Here is a 16518-nt window from a genome sequence, read left to right as displayed (position 1 = left end):
ATTGAGGCGCGGGGTCTGGGGCAGAGCCCCAGCACACCGGCCGGGGGCCGTCCCGGACGGCTACCCCCGCGGGAGCGGACGGGCAGGCGCAGCCAAACCAAGCCCCGCCGGCGATTGAGGCGCGAGGTCTGGGGCAGAGCCCCAGCACACCGGCCGGGGGCCGCCCCGGACCGCTACCCCGCGGGAGCGGAACGGCCGCACCGGGCCCCGGGCTGCCCCGGACTGCCACCCGCCGCGGGAGCGGAACGGCGTGGCGGGAACTCCACCGGCCTCCCAGGAGTCGGATGCTATGCAGACAAAACCGGCGCCCCCGGGGGAAGGCAGGAGCACGTGGACAACCGCAGCCCAGACGGCGGCCGAGACGGCGTCACAGCCAACGGCACAGCCGCGCCGGTACCACCACCCCCACCGCCCCCCGCCCGCGGAGCGTTCGTGTTCAATGCCGCCGACGAGGAGCGCCGCCGCGGCGTCCGCCGGATGAAGGCCACCGCGACCGGCCTGTTGCTCCTGGTGGCGGTGGTCTACGTGCTGGCCACGTACGCCGAGCACGCCTGGGGCGCCGGCGCCTGGGCCGGTTACGTCGCCGCCGCCGCGGAGGCCGGCATGGTCGGCGCGCTCGCGGACTGGTTCGCCGTCACCGCCCTCTTCAAGCGGCCACTCGGCCTGCCCATCCCGCACACCGCGATCATCCCGACGAAGAAGGACCAGTTCGGCGCCACCCTCGGCGAGTTCGTCGGCGAGAACTTCCTCTCCTCCGAGGTGGTGCGCACCCGCCTCCACGCCCTCGGCATCGGCGGCCGCCTCGGCGCCTGGCTGGCCGAGCCCGCGCACGCGGAACGCGTCACGGCCGAACTGGCCACCGCCCTGCGCGGCGCGCTGACCGTCCTGCGCGACTCCGACGTGCAGGCCGTCGTCGGCGAGGCCATCACGCGGCGCGCCGAGTCCGCCGAGATCGCGCCGGGCCTGGGCAAGACCCTGCAGAAGGTCGTCGCCGACGGCGGTCACCGCCGCGCCGTCGACCTCGTCTGCGCGAAGGCCCACGACTGGCTGATCACCCACGGGGACTCGATCACGGACGCCGTCCAGGGCGGCGCCCCCGGCTGGACCCCGCGGTTCGTGGACCGCAAGGTGGGCGAGCGCGTCTACAAGGAGCTGCTCCGCTTCGTCACCGAGATGCGGGACATGCCCGAGCACCCGGCGCGCGCGGCGGTGGACCGTTTCCTGCGGGACTTCGCGGCGGACCTCCAGTCGGACACGGCGACGCGGGCCCGCGTGGAGCGGCTCAAGTCGGAGATCCTGGCCCGCGACGAGGTCCAGGACGTCATCGCGTCCGCCTGGTCCGCGATCCGCTCGATGATCATCTCGACGGCGGAGGACGAGCAGAGCGAGCTGCGCCTGCGGGTCCGTGCCTCGCTGATCTCGCTGGGCGCGCGACTGGCCACGGACGGCCGCCTGCAGGCGAAGCTGGAGGGCTGGATCGAGGGCGCGGTCGTCTACGTCGTCACCACCTACCGGAGCGAGGTCACTTCGCTGATCACCGACACGGTGGCGGCCTGGGACGCCGAGCACACCTCCCGCAAGATCGAGGCCCACATCGGCCGCGACCTGCAGTTCATCCGTATCAACGGCACGGTGGTCGGCGCCCTGGCGGGCCTGCTGATCTACACGGTGTCCCGCGCCTTCGGAGCGTAGGGGGACGCCCGGAGCGGCAGCTCCAGCTGGGCGTGGCCGCGGGCCGTGACCTCCGGCGGTGCGGGGCGGGCGTCGCCCAGGGCGAGGAGCGCGCGGAGCGCGGCGATCAGGTCGGCCGGTTCCTCGCGCAGGATCCCGGGCGTCGTGCTGACCACCAGGACGCCCCGGGCCTCCATGCGCAGTCTCCGGCGCAGCGTGGCCTGCCAGGAGTCGCGGGTGTAGTGGTACTCGGCGGAGTCGATCTCCAGCGCGACGCCCTCATCGGGCCAGTACGCGTCAGGGCTGGCGAGGAAGGACCCGTCGGGTCCGTAGAGCCGGGCGTTCCAGAGCGGAGCGGGCAGGTCCGTGGCCGACAGGGCGTCGCGTGCGCGGCCCTCGGCGATCGACCGGACTCCGGCGACCAGTTCGGCGGCGGCCGTCCGGACGGCGGGGCGGTGCCGGATCCGGCCCGCGCGCAGTTCGGCGTGCAGGTCGTGCGGGTGGCACCAGCCGCCCTGGACGACGTTCGCGAGGACGGAGCGCACCAGGTCCGGGTCGTCCGCGCGGGCCGCGAAGTCGGTGGCCGCCCGGACCGGACGGGTGCTGGGCACCCCGGCGATGGTGATGGTCGCGGGCCAGCGGGCGGTCGAGAGGGGGCGGACGCGGCCGGCGGCCGCCACCGACCGTGGGGCGCGGACGAGGACGTCCAGTGGTTCGGGTGGTGCGTCGCGGATGCCGAGGAGCGCGAGGGCCGCGCCGCCGGTGAGTGCGGCGGCGGTGCCGGAGAGCGGGTCCGCGGAGGGCGGGGCGGCGTACAGGACGGCGGAGAGGGCCTGCTGCCGGGTGTCGGGTGGGCCGGTCTGCAGGAGGTACACCCTGGGCAGGAGCCGCTGCCAGGGTCCTCCCCGGCGGCTGCGGCCGCTGATGGTGGCGGCCGGGATGCCGGCCTGGCGGAGCTGGTGGTGGGTGGCCATGTTCAGCTGGCGTTGGGCGGTACGAGTGATCATGCCCCCGGTATGCCCGGTGGCGAACGGCCGACGCTCAGGCCGAAGGGTGGTTCGGGGCGAGGAAGACGACGACGCCGTTCTCAGTGCCGGGCAGCGGTTTGACCTCGTGCCAGCCGAGCCGGTGGTAGGTGGCCACGGTGTCGGTGGCCACGCGGGCGGTCAGCAGCCAGGCCCGGTCGTCCGGGGCGTCGGCGGTGATCTCCGCCAGCAGGGCGCGGCCGGTGCCGTGCCCGCGCGCGTGCGGGCGTACGGCGAGCTCGTCGATCTCCAGGGCGCCGACGAGGAGTTCGCGCACGCGCTGCCGGCCGAGCTGCGCGGCGACCTGTCCGTAGGCGCGGTCCGTGGGGAAGGTGCGGGGCGTCAGCCAGGCGGTGGCGAATCCGTCGACGCCGTGGGTCGACTGTGCGAATGCGGTGCGGAAGCCGGCGCGCCGGCTGTCGGCCTGCAGCCGGACAGCGAACTGGCGAATGGTTTCTTCATCTTCGTTCCACGGTGGGGCGGAGAAGACCTCGCCGTAGGTGTCGGCGAGCTCGTCCGTCAGGTCGAGGACGGCCGGTCCGTAACAGATCACGTTTGCAGCTCCTTGGGCCGGCTTGGGTGGCTTGGGTCGGATCGCCCCTATCGAAGACCGAATCTACGCCCGGGACGTTCCCGGGAGGGGAGGTCCGCAGATCCGGAGGGTGTGCGACAAATCCGACTTCCGTACGGTGACGCGGACCACCCGTATCGACCCGCCCGGCCCGGCGTTGAGCCAGCGTGCGCAACAACCTCTTGAGCCGAGCCCTGATGGGTCTGGCCGCCTGCGCGGTGGCGTTCTTCGTGGTCCTGGGGGTCATGGCCGTGCTCCCGCGGGCCCTCCAGGACGCGCTCCCGGACAACGTCCTGGGCGGGGCCGCCGTCGTGCTGGCGGTGGCGGCCGCGCGCCGCTTCGCCCGCCGGGCGCGTTAGCCTCGTTCGGTGACGCTCGAACGGCTGGAGGCCCCCACCATGGCGCAGTTCCCCACCTCGCTCGTAGCCGCGGGCGGCCTGGTCGGCGGGTACGCCGCCGCCCGCTGGACCGGCAAGCGGCCGCTCGGCGGTGTGGTCCTCGCGGCGGCGGGCACCCTCGCGGCCCGCGAATGGCACCGCCGCACGTCGCCGACGACGACGGCCCTCCTGGGCGCGGCCTACGTCGCCGCGTTCGCGGCCTCACACCCCCTGGCCAAAAAGATCGGTGCCTGGCCGGCGGTCTTCACCTCAGCAGCCGCCATGGCCGCCACAACCTACGCCACGGCCGACCGCTAGTCCGCAGGCTCGCCCTCACCGAGCGGCGCCTGAAGCCACCGACCCGTCCGGTTCACAATGGGGCGTGGAGAAATTGGCTACGACGACGACCGTCCGTGCTCGAATGAGCCGCCAGAAGAGGCGCGACACGGGCGTGGAAATCGCATTGCGCAAGGCACTGCACGCCAAGGGAGCTCGATACCGGATCCATCGGAGGCCGGTGAAGGGTGTGAGGCGCGAGGCCGACATCGTGTTCGGGCCGACGCGTGTGGCGGTGTTCGTCGACGGTTGCTTCTGGCACGGCTGCCCGCTGCATGCCACGTGGCCGAAGAACAACGCCGATTTTTGGCGAGCGAAGATCGAGGGCAACCAGCGTAGAGATCGCGATACGGACGGCCGTCTGGCCGAGGCGGGATGGCTCTCGGTGCGCGTCTGGGAGCACGAGCAGGTGGAAGAGGCGGCGGCCCGAGTGCTCGCCGTGGTCGCGAGCCGTCGGGCCGACTTGCGGCCCAGGACCCGGATGCAGGGATCCGTCTCGGATATTTGACAACGACCTCCATGTCAAATGGCTCCTGTTAAGGTGATCAAGACGTAGGCCGTGGCGAGCCGGACAGCGGAGGGCGATGCATGGAGCACCCTGGTGAGGAATTCGGCCCTTGGCTCGCAAGGCAGTTGAACCGTATGGACATGTCCCAGTCCGACCTTGCTGTCCGACTCGGGCTGACCCGTGCGGCCGTTTCCGCTTGGGTGAACGGCCGGGCGGAGCCTAGGGAGGAGACCAAAAGGGCGCTCGCGGAGGTGTTCGGCACCAACCCTGCATTGGTCGACAGCCGTACCAGCGACGTGGCGTCCGGCCGTCCGTTGCGGTGGCACCATCGCACGGCTCATGCCGACGGCGGGCGTGAGTACGGCAACGCCGCCGCCTTCGCCTTCGACGCGGACATGTCTGTGCTGGCCAGGGAGGCCACCCAGAACGCGCTTGACGAACGATGCGATGTCGGAGCGCCGGTTCGCGTGCACTACACGCTGCACGAGTTGACAGGTGAACACCTCTCCTCGTTCCTGGCCGCACTCCAGTGGGACGAGTTGCGCCCCCACTATGATCGCGCGGCCTCGGCGGAGCAGAAGGTGTCGAGGAGCCTGCGGGCGGCGTTGAACGAACTGGAGTCGAGGAACTCGCTGGTGCTCCTGCGGGTGGACGACTTCAACGCCAACGGGCTTACCGGGCCGGAGTACCACGACGGTCGATTCGCCGCCGTCGTAAGACGCCAGCTCGACAGTCACAAGCAGTCCGGAGGTCGTGCCGGCGGCTCGTACGGGCTGGGCAAGGCGACCCTGTGGGCTGCCAGCCGGTTCGGTCTCGTCCTCATCAACTCCACACTCTCCGAGCCGCACGAGGGCAGGACCGAGCGTCGTGTCATCGGACGGCTCGACCTGCCGTGGCGGCAGGTCGACGGCGAGGCCTTCGCGGGACCGGCCTGGTTCGGCGAGCCCGACACGGACCCGGCGCACAAGGACGTGTCGCGCTCGTGGTGGGCCGACGAGGAGACGGTGCGGAGCCTGCACCTCGATCGGCGAACGAGTGAGCCGGGGACGTCCTTCCTGGTGGTCGGCGCCCATGACGCGTCTGGGGACGCCGAGGACTTGCGTGACCTCCACGACAAGCTGGTGCGATCGCTGGGCGACGGCTTCTGGGCGGCGATGGTCGGTGGTGTCGCTGCCGGCCCGTTGTTGGAGGCACGCGTTTCCACCTTGCGCGACGGGCAGGTGGTCGTCCCCGAAGAACGGGTCGATCCGTACACCCGCCATCCTGCCCTGAGCCGCGCGCTGCAAGCCCACTTGGACGGCCACACGGTCGACTGCCTCACGTCGGAGGACCAGGTGGCACGGGCCGAGGTTCCGTTGATCGTGACGCCCTTGAAGGGGCGTGGAAGGGCGCGGGACAAGGGCCGCGAGCACCTGGCGGTCCTCCTGCTCACTCCTGCTGCGGACGCGGACGAGCGGCACAGCCGGGTCGTGTGCATGCGGGGGAACCGCATGACCATCACGGAGCATCGTCCCCGCGAACTACCTTTGGGCACGATGCCGTTCCAGGCCGTGTTGCTGGCCGGCTACGCGACCGACCGGGACGGCGAGGACGTGGCCTTGGCCGAGGAGTTCCTCCGCGCCTCGGAACCGCCCGAGCATGACCGCTGGGACCGGACGGAGGAACTCACTTCGCTCTACGAGCGTGGTGCCGTCAGCCGTCTGAAAGAGTTCCGCAGTGATGTCGACAAGGCCGTGCGTGCTCTGGTGGGACGGCGTGAGACGAAGCGTGCAGGCGGTCCTGCCGCGCTGCGTGAGCTGTTGACCTGGGACGCCCCCAACGCTCCGACGCGGCGGACCCAGGCGTTCCCGACCGTCCGTGGAGTGTCGGCGCATGTGGTGGAATCGGGCGCCTGGAGTGTGACCGTGGAAGTCAAGCTCCCTGCGGCCGACGACCCGTGGCGGCTGACGCCTGTGGCGAAGTTCGATGTTCGGTCGGGCGGCCGTCCGGTGGTCGGATGGGCGGCTCTGGAAGCCGACGAGGACTGCCGAGTGGAGAACGGTGACCTCGTGGTGGAGGCCGGAGTGCGCAAGGCGGTGTTCCGAGGCGTCACGAATCCCGCCACCCACCCGGTGCGCAGCGGGTACGCGCGACTCGTGGTTGAGGTTCAGAAGGCTCGCGGAGGTTCGGTGTGACGGCGGTGTTCCCCTATCCGACCATCTTCGGGGACGTGGAGCTGAGGGTCATGTCCGTCTCGGTGGACAACCGGGAACTGCCCTACGCGATGATCTCGGCCACGGACCGGGCGGTTGCCCTGCATCAGGCGGGGCGAGGTGCTTGGGAGCGGGCACGGCTACGGCTCTCGGTCACCTTCCCGGAGGCGGAGATCAGCTCGGGACCGTGGTCCGATGTGGTGTTCCTGGCCGTGCTCTCGGAAAAGGCGACCAACGCCCGTACGACTGCCGTTCTGTCGAGGTCGGCGGACGGGACGATGCAGGGAACCATCGAGCTGGACAGTGTGGCGCACCTGCGACGGGCCACACTCGGAGTCTCGGTGGTGGCGACGGTGGAGGGTGTGGCGGGCCGGCTGGTCGGGTCCGCCACACAGGACTGGTACGTCGATCTGAAGGCTTCGACCCCTGCCCGGCAACGCGAGATCGATATCGTCGAGGTGGACTTCAAGGAGGGGGAGCACGAGTGGCTTCGGCCCTACAAGGAGTCCGCCTGGATCGTCGAGACCACGGGTGACGTTCCGACCGTGTACCTCAACACCGGAGCCATCGAGGGTTTGATGGTGGCGCTACGGGGTTCCGGTGGCAGCCCGGCAGAGCGGATGCTGCGGGATCTCGCGGCCACGCAGATTGCCCAAGACGCCTGGACCGCGATGTTCCACACGGCTGTGAGCGACTTGGACACGGACGAGGACGGAACCCCGATGCTGCCGAAGGGGTGGCGGGAGTCGGTACTGCGATCGATGCTCCCGGACGTGCTGCCGGGACGTCAACCGACCGACGCACTCTACGAGATCGTCGAGCGACGCACGAAGGGCTACGGCTGGGCGGAAATCCAGACCGGCGTGCAGTTTGCAGCAGGGCGACGAAGCCGCGCGACGAGGAACCTGACCAACGCCGTGCGCTCCGTGCAGAACCTCGAAGGGGCCGGTGGTGCACGATGAACCGTTCGGATGGCAGCGAACTCCCGCCGATCCTGGGGATGTTGACGGATGCGTCGGTGGCCAAGCACATCGGTAGGGCGGTGCAGACGGGGCAAGAGCGGCCGCCTCAGGTGGCGCTGCGGAGGGCGGCCGAAACGCTGGGCGCCGCTCAGCGTTGGCGGACAGAGCCGGTGCGTGTGCTGGTGGACGAGGCGATGCGCAGATTCGAGGGTCGGCGCACGGCTGCGGACGGCTGGTTCGCACCTCGGCTACACGCCACGTTGCGCATGACACGGGCGGAGGCCGCTGACGGGCGCCTGTGGAACTTCATCGCAATGGTGGTCGCCCCCGACTATGTCGTGTGGCGGCATCGGGGCTCGGATACGGACGGCGCACCGGGCGCCGCGACGGCGGCCCGCTTCTGTGGCCCGCATTACACGCAGGCCTTCTCAAGACTCTGGTGGGCCGCCGAGTTGTTCCGCGATGGATCCGACTACCGTCCGACCGAGACCGCCTGCCAGGTGCAGGACGTGTTGCAGACCACGATGCGCCTGGACGTGATCGATCACCGCCCGACGGCGCAGGCGATTCTGAGAGTTCTCGAAAGGCGACTCGCGGCAGGCGTGTCCCGCCCGGGAGATCAGGCCAACGCGCTCTCGGCCGCGGTGAACGCGGCCGGTAGCACCTTGGTCTACGACGTGCTGGCGCCGGATCGGCCGGCTGACACCGATGCGCTCCAGGACTGGATCGACGACGCGGAGGACGCTGCCGCGGCGCCTTGGGACCGCCTTCCGGAGGGCCCGCAGGACGGCGAAGTGAGCCGTGCCTCGATCGATGCCCTGATCCCGATTTTCGAGCAGCTCTTGGCCGAGGCGCCGATTCGGGACCGCTCGGCCCGCAAGGGGGGCGTTCCCGACCCTCGACTGCCGGAGGGCGTGAGCCTGACCAAGCCGTCGGACCACCTGTGACCGGGTGGCCTGACGGGCTGGGTCAGCTGTGGCGCGCCAGGAAGGTGTGGATGGCCTCTGCCAAAGCCCTGCCGAGGCCCACGGGCACTGCGTTGCCGATCTGACGAGCGATCTCGATCTTGGTTCCATGCCACTTGAACGTCTCGGGGAACCCCTGGATGAGAGCGGCCTCGTAGTGGGTGATCGGTCGGTCCTCGGTCGGGTGGAGGTAGCGCCCCTTCTCGGGCTTGTAGAACTCCGTTCGGATGGTCACCGAAGGAGCGTTTTTCCGCATGCGGCCCATGACGTCGCCGGAGCCGGAATTGTGCTTGTCCCAGCTCTCCGTCGAGAGGTAGAACTCCTGGCTCTTCAGTCGACCGTAGTCTTTTTCGGTGGAGAGGCGAATCCGGCCTGTTCGGTCGAGACGATAGCTGACCCCGCGGAGGTCCTTCCGGTTTCCGTTCTCGGGAATGGCCATGTACCTCGCGCGGGACAGGTTCTCAGGGTTTCGCCCGAAATGGAGATCCGTCGTGAGGTAGTGGCCGGGGACGGAGCCGGTGGAGTGTCCGTCGTCACGGGGATCGGGCATGCGCTTCAGCACCGGAAGCTTGGCAGAGATCTCGAAGACCTGCGAAACCGGAACCCAGCGCGGTAGACCCTGCCGGCCGGGAAGGGGGTCGAAGAGCACGTCGTGGGTGCCGTTCGGCTCGTAGCCGTTCTTGGCGTGGGTCGGTGCAGGGTGCCGCAGCGGCTCGGCGAAGTCCTTGTGGGTGCAGATCACGATCACGCGCCGTCGCGCCTGGGGCACTCCGTAGTCGGCCGCGTTCATCATGGCGGGCACCACCGTGTAGTCGTGCAGCGGGTGTCCGGGGGTCTCGGAAGCCGAAAGGAGTTCCGCGTACTGCGCGGACTTCAGGAAGCGGTCGACGTTCTCGATCACGAACACCTTGGGGTGGACCTTGGCCACCACCCGCACGTACTCCTGCCAGAGTTCGTTGCGAGGGTCCGTCGGATCCTCCTTGCCGAGCCCGGAGAAGCCCTGACAAGGCGGGCCACCCATGATCACGTCGACCTGGCCCTTGAAGGGAGTGGGATCGAAGTTCGCGATGTCCCCCGCGAAGACATGTGAACCGCCGAAATTGGCTGCGTACGTCGCCGCCGCGGCACGGTCGAATTCGACGGCGGCGATCGAGGTGAACGGGCTGGTCGTCCCCCCGAGGGTGTACCGACTGAATCCGGAGGAAAACCCCCCAGCCCCGGCGAACAGATCCATGACACGGATCTGCCCAGGTTGAGACGGCTGAGGCTGCTTTCTGGTCATGGGGGTCAAGTGTAGTCACCGAGCCGCAGTCCCATCGCGCCCTTCCCCGGCCCTCAGGATCGCAGTGCGGCAGCGATGGCGGTGCCCAGCGCCCGTCCGACGGGAGGCGGTGACGCGTGCCCCACCTGCCGGTACATCGCGGTCTTGCGACCCTCGATCCGCCACGACTGAGGGAACCCCTGGAGTAGTGCGGCCTGGGTCACGGTCAACGGCATCATCCCAGCCCGACCGAGTTCCGGATCCCAATGGAAGTCGGCGTCCGGTACGGCGTCCGCCACCGTCCCTCCGTCCACCCCCATGCGGGCCCATGCGCGTTTGGACCCCGTCGGTCCAAGGTCCGCGCCACCGCGTTCCCATGAACCGCCGACCAGAGTGGGAGCGGGTTGATCGGCTTGCTCCGCCCACACATGTGCCCCCGCCCAGCCGCCGGCGGCCATCGTTTCCAACAGAGCCTCGCCCACTGTTACGTGTGGATCGGTGGTCGGAGTCGGCTGGACGAAGGCGTCCAGCACGTCGCCCTTGAAGGCAACCAGAATTCCCTGGCGGCGAGTTTGGGGGACACCGAAATCCGCCGCGTTCACGACGAACCAGGTGTGTCGATATCCGAGGTGTGCCAGTTCGTCTGCGACATATGAGCGAATCGCCTCGTAGTCCGGCTTCGTCGCCAGGTCGGGCACGTTCTCGACGAGCAGCGCCCGGGGCTGCACGCCGTGGAGGAGCAACATCGTGGCTCGGAGCAGTTCGATTTCGGCCTCGCTGTCCCGGCGCGCCACGGTGGCCGTGGCCTTTACTCGCGGCAGTCCGGCCGACAGCAGGTCCACGTCGTAGGTCTCGGTGTGCTCGGAGGGGTCGAAGTCGAGCAGGTTGGTCTCGAGGACTTTCCAGGTGGGTCGGTTGGTGCGCAGGGTTCGGCATGCGACGTCACGGTTGTCGAGCAGGAGGACGGGGTCGAATCCTGCTTGCTCGAGGCCCAGGGCCAGTCCACCGGCGCCCGAGCAGATGTCCAGAGATCGAAGCCGTCCCGTCGTACCTGCGTTCATGCCGTCCCCCGAAATCGCCGTGTGCGAGGAGGCGGTGAGGTGGACAGACCCGCCTCACCGCCTCCGTCGACCTCCCCGGAGATCAACTCCTGTCGATCTCCGTGACGTCGATGATCGCATTGGGCTTGGAAGAGATCGTCGTGAATTGGACGACCTGGCCGTTGGCACTGTTGGCGGAGGCCGGTGCCACGAAGGTGAACGCCATGACGAGTTTGTCCGAATCGATGCGTCCGGTTGCGTCGATGGATCCCTGATGCGTCGTCTCCACGACCGGGTACAGAACGATTGCACCACGGCGTTCGGCCACCAGCTCCTCCGTGGGCACGTCCCCCGAGGTTTTCAGGGCACCGGCGATCCGGTGGGCCACTCCGCGGTGCTTCTTGTCGCTGATTGCGCCGAAAAGGGGCCCCCGGTCTGCGCGGCGGTCACGGGAGAACCACGAGTACTGCCGTCCCGCCGAGCCGAGGGTGACGCACTTGCCGGCCGAGGCCGAGGCGTGCTGGGGAGCGAGCACGACCCAGTCGTCCACCATGCCCGCCTCGGTGATCTCCGAGATGTACCGAAGGTGCGGGGAGAACTGCTCTGCCACCTCCCAACGCAGTTTGCAGAGCGTGTCCAGGACGGTGGCTGCCGGGAAGATGCCCGTCAGCGCGCTGAAGCGGTGGACGACGCCCTTGTCCTGGAAGTGGTGCCCGTACGTGCGGGCCTGTGATCCGAGGGATTCGAGGTACGGAAGCCACAGCTCGGTATTGCGCCGAATGGCGTCACCCTTCTGCGGGTACGCGGTGGGCTCTTCCCAGCGTCCGGCAGACCGTACGAGTTCCAGTCTGGCGTTGTACATCTTGTTCGGACTGGTCGGCTTCAGCCACGGCAGGTGCTGGGAGACCAACGGGGGGATCTGCGCCGGCGTGATCTGTGGCCGACCGTCCACCATCACGGAATAGCGTTGCAGTTCCGAACGGAATGCCTCCTCGTCGAGGCAGATGGCCTGGAATGCGTCGTACAGGTCCACCTCCGTACGCCCCATGGTCTCCCTGCGGCCGAGGTAGAGGCGTACCAGATCGCGATACCCCTTGCGGAACCCGAACCAACGTCCCATCTGCATGAGCGTGGAGGCGTTTCCGGCCCGGCGGCGGAAGAACGACACGGTCAACCCCTCGACCGTGAAGCCGCGGGCCAGCTTCTGGCCTCCGATGAGGATCTTCCAGATCGGGCGCTTGTCGAAGTCGGCCTCGCCCGTTTCCAGGTCCTTGTCGCCGTTCACGACGATGATCGGCTGCTCGTCACCGCCGATTCGCACGCTCGCCGGCCCGACGAATCGCATCAACTCGTCGTAGGAGGCTGGAACGGCCTGGCCGTCGGCCCGCACCTCCGACACCGGGGCGATGTCGCTCTCGAAGAGTCTGCGCAGTCTCTCGTGCCCACGAGGACCGGCGTATCCGGCGTTGTCCCACAGAGCCCGGACCCTGTCGTGCAGCTCACGGTGGACTCCGGTGCGCACCGACTCGTGGACGAGCATCGTGTGATGCTCGAAGTAGCCGTCGCCGAGCCCGCCCACCTCTTCCCTGTACAACTTCATGGCGGCCGTCAGCACGAACATGTCCATGGCCTGCCGGAGGCAGGTGTCGTTCTCCGCGTCGTCGACGATGTCGCGGACGTGAGCCATCTCGTTGGAGTTGGCGACGGTGCGCTCGTGCTCCTCAACCTCGCCGTCCAGGTCGTGGAAATCGCGTGCCCCCATGTACCCCTCCGGGCGGGGCAGGGAGATGAGGAAGTCCTTCGGGAAGATGTCCTCGGTGTCGCTCGGGTCCACGAAGACATTCGCGAAGGGTGTCGCCGTGTAGCCCACGTACTGGGCGCGCGGCAGCATGTTCAGCAGCTTCGAGATCTGCTCGTTGATCGCACTGCGCTGGACGTCCGGCCTGGACGTGTTGACCGAGGCCTCGTCCGACTCGTCGTCGATGATCAGGACGGGGATCTCTGCCAGTGGGGTCTTGATCTTCCCCAGGTCCTTGACGAGCTTGGCCAGTACCGTCTTGTTCTTCTTCACCACCATCAGGCGGGCCGACGAGCGGTGCAGGTTCTCCCGGTCGTACAGCGGAAGGGCCGGTTCCCGCTTCTCGAATTCCAGAGCGGTGATGCCCTGCAGCAGACTTTTGTAGTCGTCGTCCCGTGTGGTCATGCGCACGATGTCGAACGCCCCCAGCGTGGATGGGAGGCTTCCGAAGGACACGAACTTTCCGGCCGCCCAGGCCGGGTCGTCGGCGTAGTCCGATTCCATCTCGTCGGCACCGCGCAGGATGTTCTCCCGCCCGACGAGCTCCATGTCCAGGCGTCGCTGGGTCTGGGCGCGCAGCATGTTGAGCGTTCCACCGAGAACGATCACCAGCCGATAGCCGGCGTCCACGGCCTTGGCCATGACGCCCGTGAAGTTCGCGGTCTTCCCGGACTGCACGTAGCCGACGACGAGCCCCTTGGACTGGTACACCGCAGGGTCGGTGGGATCGGCCAGTCGCTCGACCACCTGGTCGGTTGCCACGTCCAACGCGGCCACGGCATCGGCCGGCCATCCCTTGGCGGCGAGCAGGTTCCGGTACGCGGGCCAGTAGTGCGGTCGGCTGAGTTGGGACTGAGGCGTGTACCAGGGCTTGTGTTCCGGGCTGATCACCACGGAGACAGCCGCCTTCGACACGGGAATCAACCCGTCGAGCAGCGTGCGGGTGGTCTCCTCGAGCTTCAGCAGATCGTGGATCGCTGCCCTGCGCTCGCTCGTGCGCGGAGGCGCGTCGGTCCAGGCGGGCTGGTCGGCGTAGTCCCAGCGCGTGAGCTGCTTCCGCCAGAGCTCTACCAGCTGATGTGTCGAACGGGCGCCCTTCAGCGCTGTCTGGAAATCGGCTTCGTCGGCACAGGCTGCGGCCTCCGGGACCATGTCCTCGGCCTGGTACGCCAGTGCACGAGCCAGGCTCTTCGGCTTGCTGCCGTCGAGATCGGAAAGCACGGCACTGTGCAACGCCATCCGGAGGGTTTCGATGGTTGTCAATTGAGATCCTCGTCGGTCACGGAAGACGGAAGTCGGTGAGGTCGACCGGCGAGCCGGGTGCCGAGCTCAAATGGGTTATGTCCATGCGGTAGTCGATCGACGAAACGTGCTCCCTGACGGAGAGGGGAATCATCGACTCGGTCAATCTCGGCAGCTGCTCGGCCGGAACGAGCAAGGGTGCCGCGCGCAGAGCCCAGCGTTCGTCGTCCGGGTCGCTCTCGCTCCATCCACCCGTCGCCAAGGCGGTCTCCAGCCTCACCGACGCGATGCGGTCCGCGGCGCGGGCGTCCCGAATCACCGTGGTCACCGAGTCGCGCAGGGAGCGGCCGCCAAGGCCGCCACGCGTCAGCTGGAGAGAGGCGAACCACAAGGGGCGACCAGGACTCTCCGTGAGCTGGTGTATTCCGTGGATGGTGTGCCGTCGGCGTTCCGCGGCAGTGGTCTTCACCTCGAGATCGGACTCGGGCAGCCCGAAGTCGTGCTGTTCTGCCTTGGGCCCGGTCCACGCGTCGATCGCCTGTGCCCACCCGTGGGAGCGGGCAACGGCATGTAGGACCGCCAGTTCGCCGTGCAGCCCGATGCGACGCTCCGCACCGAGGCCGCGCGGCTGGTCGAGCAGCCGACCCCAGGCGTGCACCGTCTCCTCGAAAGCCTGCCCGAGATCGCGGTCGCCTGTGACGATCCGGTCGGCGACGGCAATGAGGAGGTCGTGGAAATCGCGCATCAACGCCACCTGCGTGGTGTGGATGCGTGCCATCCGCCTCCCTTCGCGACGCACCTGGTCGATGGTGACCGCAGGCAGCGACGAGCGGGGTGGCTGCTGGTGCCGGTCGAGTTCCACCTGCAGCGAGATGTCCTGCCCGCCGTCGCCGATCTCATACCAGACCGCGCGTTCCGATGCCGGTGCGGAGAGCAGGTAGCTGGCTGCCTGACGTTCCCCGAGGTAATGCTCGACTGTCGACCAGGGGAGTTCCGGGCAGGCGCCTGCGTCAGTCATCGTCGCCCATGCGTTCCAGTTCCGTGCGTGCGGCGGCCACGAGGATCGACTGCCACAATTGAAGGTTGTCCTTTTCCCTGCTCCCGCTGTACTCCTTCTCGAATACCTGATGGAGCAGGAGGTACATGAGGGATTTCAACGTGGGGGCGTCGTTGAGGCCGCCGCGCCTTCCGCCGAGAATCGCCGACCGATAGTGGTGATTCAGGACGATGGTTCGGTTCTCCCGGTCGACATCGAAGAACAGGCTGTTGTCCAACGAGTGCCACCGGATGGCGATGGGCTCCTCACCGGGCAACAGAGGCAGCTCGTCCTCGATGGCCTCTCGGACTGCGGGGTCGAACCCCTTGCCCGGCCCTATGACGGCCTTCCGGGTCGTTCCCGCCCGCTTGCGTGCCTCGCGGTACACCGACTCGGCATCGGTGACGTAGTCGAGGAAGCGCCGCCCCTCGGCATCTCGAGCTCCCTCCAGAGCGGAGACGAACTCGGGGGAGACTTCCACGCCCTCCTTTTTCACGGTCAGCCGGAACACGTCGCTTTCATGCGGCGGAAGGTCGACGGCGATGCGGGAAAGCGAGAGGTGCTGATCCGGCTGGCGGAAGTTGTTCCAGCCGCCGGCCTGTACGAGGCGGTTGTGTCGGTAGAAGTAGAAGCCCTGGCGGTCCAGGACGGAGCCGACCGCCTTGTAGCCGTCCAGGGTCGACTTCGCCGGCCATACATGGGCGTCCAGGGACACGGGGAGCGTCGAAGCGAGGTCCACGGTGAAGCGCCGTGGATAGTCGGCGTGACCCGGAACCGGATATCCGAACGGGTCGAGAGGCTCGACGCCGAAGTTCATGTACTCGGTGCCCGTGTTCACGTCCTCCACCGCGATCGTGATGTTGAAGTCGTCTTTGGCGAGGAACCTGTGCAGGTACAGCCCGAGCTGGAGACCGAGGCGGTTGATGGTCCGGTGCAGGTAGCGGTCGGTTTGGCCACCTCCGCCGTTCCGGGGGAAGTTCTTGACCCCGTCCCAGCGGATGACGGTTCCCTGCCAGGTGATCGGCCGCTGGGCGTACCGGTCGATCAGCGTCTGTGCGTAGTCGGCGGCCACGATGTCGCACTGGTATCCGTTGACCGCCCGCTCCATCAGCCAGCGCCGACCCACGGCCCTGGTCCTGCGCGTCTTGCTCACGACCGTCACCGCTGACGCATGACTGAGTGATGCCGACTTCAACCCGGTGCCGAACATTCCCAGAGCCTCGGAGGCATAGTCGCGGCGACCCCCAACGGTCATGGCGACGTCGAGTTCCTCCTCGGTCATGCCCTTCCCGTCGTCGATGACGAGGAGGCTGACGAGCCGGTCCTCGTCGCGCAGGAAGTGGATCACCACGTCCCGGGCCCCGGCGTCGATGGAGTTGTCGACGAGGTCGGCGATGGCCACCTCGAACCCGTATCCCTGGCTGCTGAGGGCCTCCATGTACCGGGCGTCGGGAGGAAGGTGCTTGCTGCCAGTGGTGGGAACTTCGAACTGCCAGTCGTCGCTCATGGCCTGCCTAGGGGGATCGTCGAATCG

General features: G+C 68.4%; 14 protein-coding genes. 7 read left to right on the top strand and 7 right to left on the bottom strand.

Annotated elements, in window-relative coordinates; genetic code table 11:
• Positions 1-330 precede the first annotated feature (330 nt).
• A complete protein-coding gene (locus IG86_RS0132985; RefSeq protein WP_385873557.1) occupies positions 331-1692 on the top strand; it encodes a DUF445 domain-containing protein in 1362 nt (453 codons plus the stop codon).
• Here the strand turns inward: IG86_RS0132985 and IG86_RS0132980 are convergent.
• Positions 1662-2678 (bottom strand): hypothetical protein, encoded by a 1017-nt coding sequence (locus tag IG86_RS0132980; protein ID WP_051785548.1) that lies wholly within the window; start codon positions 2676-2678, stop codon positions 1662-1664. The two genes, IG86_RS0132985 and IG86_RS0132980, sit on opposite strands and share 31 nt — an antisense overlap.
• A gap of 34 nt (positions 2679-2712) precedes the next feature.
• Positions 2713-3249 carry a GNAT family N-acetyltransferase gene (locus IG86_RS0132975; protein ID WP_234316334.1) on the bottom strand — a complete coding sequence of 179 codons (537 nt, stop codon included), beginning with the start codon at positions 3247-3249 and terminating at the stop codon, positions 2713-2715.
• Between the two features lie 185 nt (positions 3250-3434).
• Here IG86_RS0132975 and IG86_RS43305 point away from each other — a divergent pair, with 185 nt between their 5' ends.
• From IG86_RS43305 to IG86_RS0132945, 6 genes are all read left to right on the top strand, one after another.
• Positions 3435-3626 (top strand): hypothetical protein, encoded by a 192-nt coding sequence (locus IG86_RS43305; protein WP_157854952.1) that lies wholly within the window; start codon positions 3435-3437, stop codon positions 3624-3626.
• Positions 3627-3665: 39 nt separating this feature from the next.
• Positions 3666-3962: a hypothetical protein gene (locus IG86_RS0132965; RefSeq protein WP_030818823.1), complete on the top strand. Its 297-nt coding sequence runs from the start codon at positions 3666-3668 to the stop codon at positions 3960-3962.
• Positions 3963-4065: 103 nt separating this feature from the next.
• Positions 4066-4488 carry a very short patch repair endonuclease gene (locus IG86_RS0132960; RefSeq protein WP_051785547.1) on the top strand — a complete coding sequence of 141 codons (423 nt, stop codon included), beginning with the start codon at positions 4066-4068 and terminating at the stop codon, positions 4486-4488.
• Positions 4489-4568: 80 nt separating this feature from the next.
• A complete protein-coding gene (locus tag IG86_RS0132955; RefSeq protein WP_030901888.1) occupies positions 4569-6662 on the top strand; it encodes a helix-turn-helix domain-containing protein in 2094 nt (697 codons plus the stop codon).
• Positions 6659-7642 carry a hypothetical protein gene (locus tag IG86_RS0132950; RefSeq protein ID WP_030901885.1) on the top strand — a complete coding sequence of 328 codons (984 nt, stop codon included), beginning with the start codon at positions 6659-6661 and terminating at the stop codon, positions 7640-7642. Before IG86_RS0132955 ends, IG86_RS0132950 begins: the two co-directional genes overlap by 4 nt.
• Positions 7639-8589: a DUF6339 family protein gene (locus IG86_RS0132945; protein ID WP_030901882.1), complete on the top strand. Its 951-nt coding sequence runs from the start codon at positions 7639-7641 to the stop codon at positions 8587-8589. Before IG86_RS0132950 ends, IG86_RS0132945 begins: the two co-directional genes overlap by 4 nt.
• A gap of 22 nt (positions 8590-8611) precedes the next feature.
• On the opposite strand, the gene IG86_RS0132940 is transcribed toward IG86_RS0132945, so the two are convergent.
• From IG86_RS0132940 to IG86_RS0132920, 5 genes are all read right to left on the bottom strand, one after another.
• On the bottom strand, positions 8612-9889 hold the full coding sequence (locus IG86_RS0132940) for a DNA cytosine methyltransferase (protein WP_234351328.1): 1278 nt from the start codon (positions 9887-9889) through the stop codon (positions 8612-8614).
• Between the two features lie 53 nt (positions 9890-9942).
• On the bottom strand, positions 9943-10929 hold the full coding sequence (locus IG86_RS0132935; RefSeq protein ID WP_030901878.1) for a DNA cytosine methyltransferase: 987 nt from the start codon (positions 10927-10929) through the stop codon (positions 9943-9945).
• Positions 10930-11011: 82 nt separating this feature from the next.
• Positions 11012-13969: a Z1 domain-containing protein gene (locus IG86_RS0132930; RefSeq protein ID WP_037943455.1), complete on the bottom strand. Its 2958-nt coding sequence runs from the start codon at positions 13967-13969 to the stop codon at positions 11012-11014.
• A 16-nt stretch (positions 13970-13985) separates the two neighbouring features.
• Positions 13986-14966, bottom strand: a complete 981-nt coding sequence (locus IG86_RS39350) for a PD-(D/E)XK motif protein (RefSeq protein WP_037943452.1) — start codon at positions 14964-14966, stop codon at positions 13986-13988.
• Positions 14959-16491: an ATP-binding protein gene (locus tag IG86_RS0132920; protein ID WP_030901872.1), complete on the bottom strand. Its 1533-nt coding sequence runs from the start codon at positions 16489-16491 to the stop codon at positions 14959-14961. Before IG86_RS0132920 ends, IG86_RS39350 begins: the two co-directional genes overlap by 8 nt.
• Positions 16492-16518: the final 27 nt, after the last annotated feature.

Origin of the sequence: Streptomyces virginiae (genome assembly GCF_000720455.1) — a bacterium.
In the GTDB taxonomy this organism is placed as follows: Bacteria; Actinomycetota; Actinomycetes; order Streptomycetales; family Streptomycetaceae; genus Streptomyces; species Streptomyces virginiae.
The sequence above is the reverse complement of the archived record's forward strand: the minus strand, read 5'-3'. Positions and strand labels throughout refer to the sequence as shown.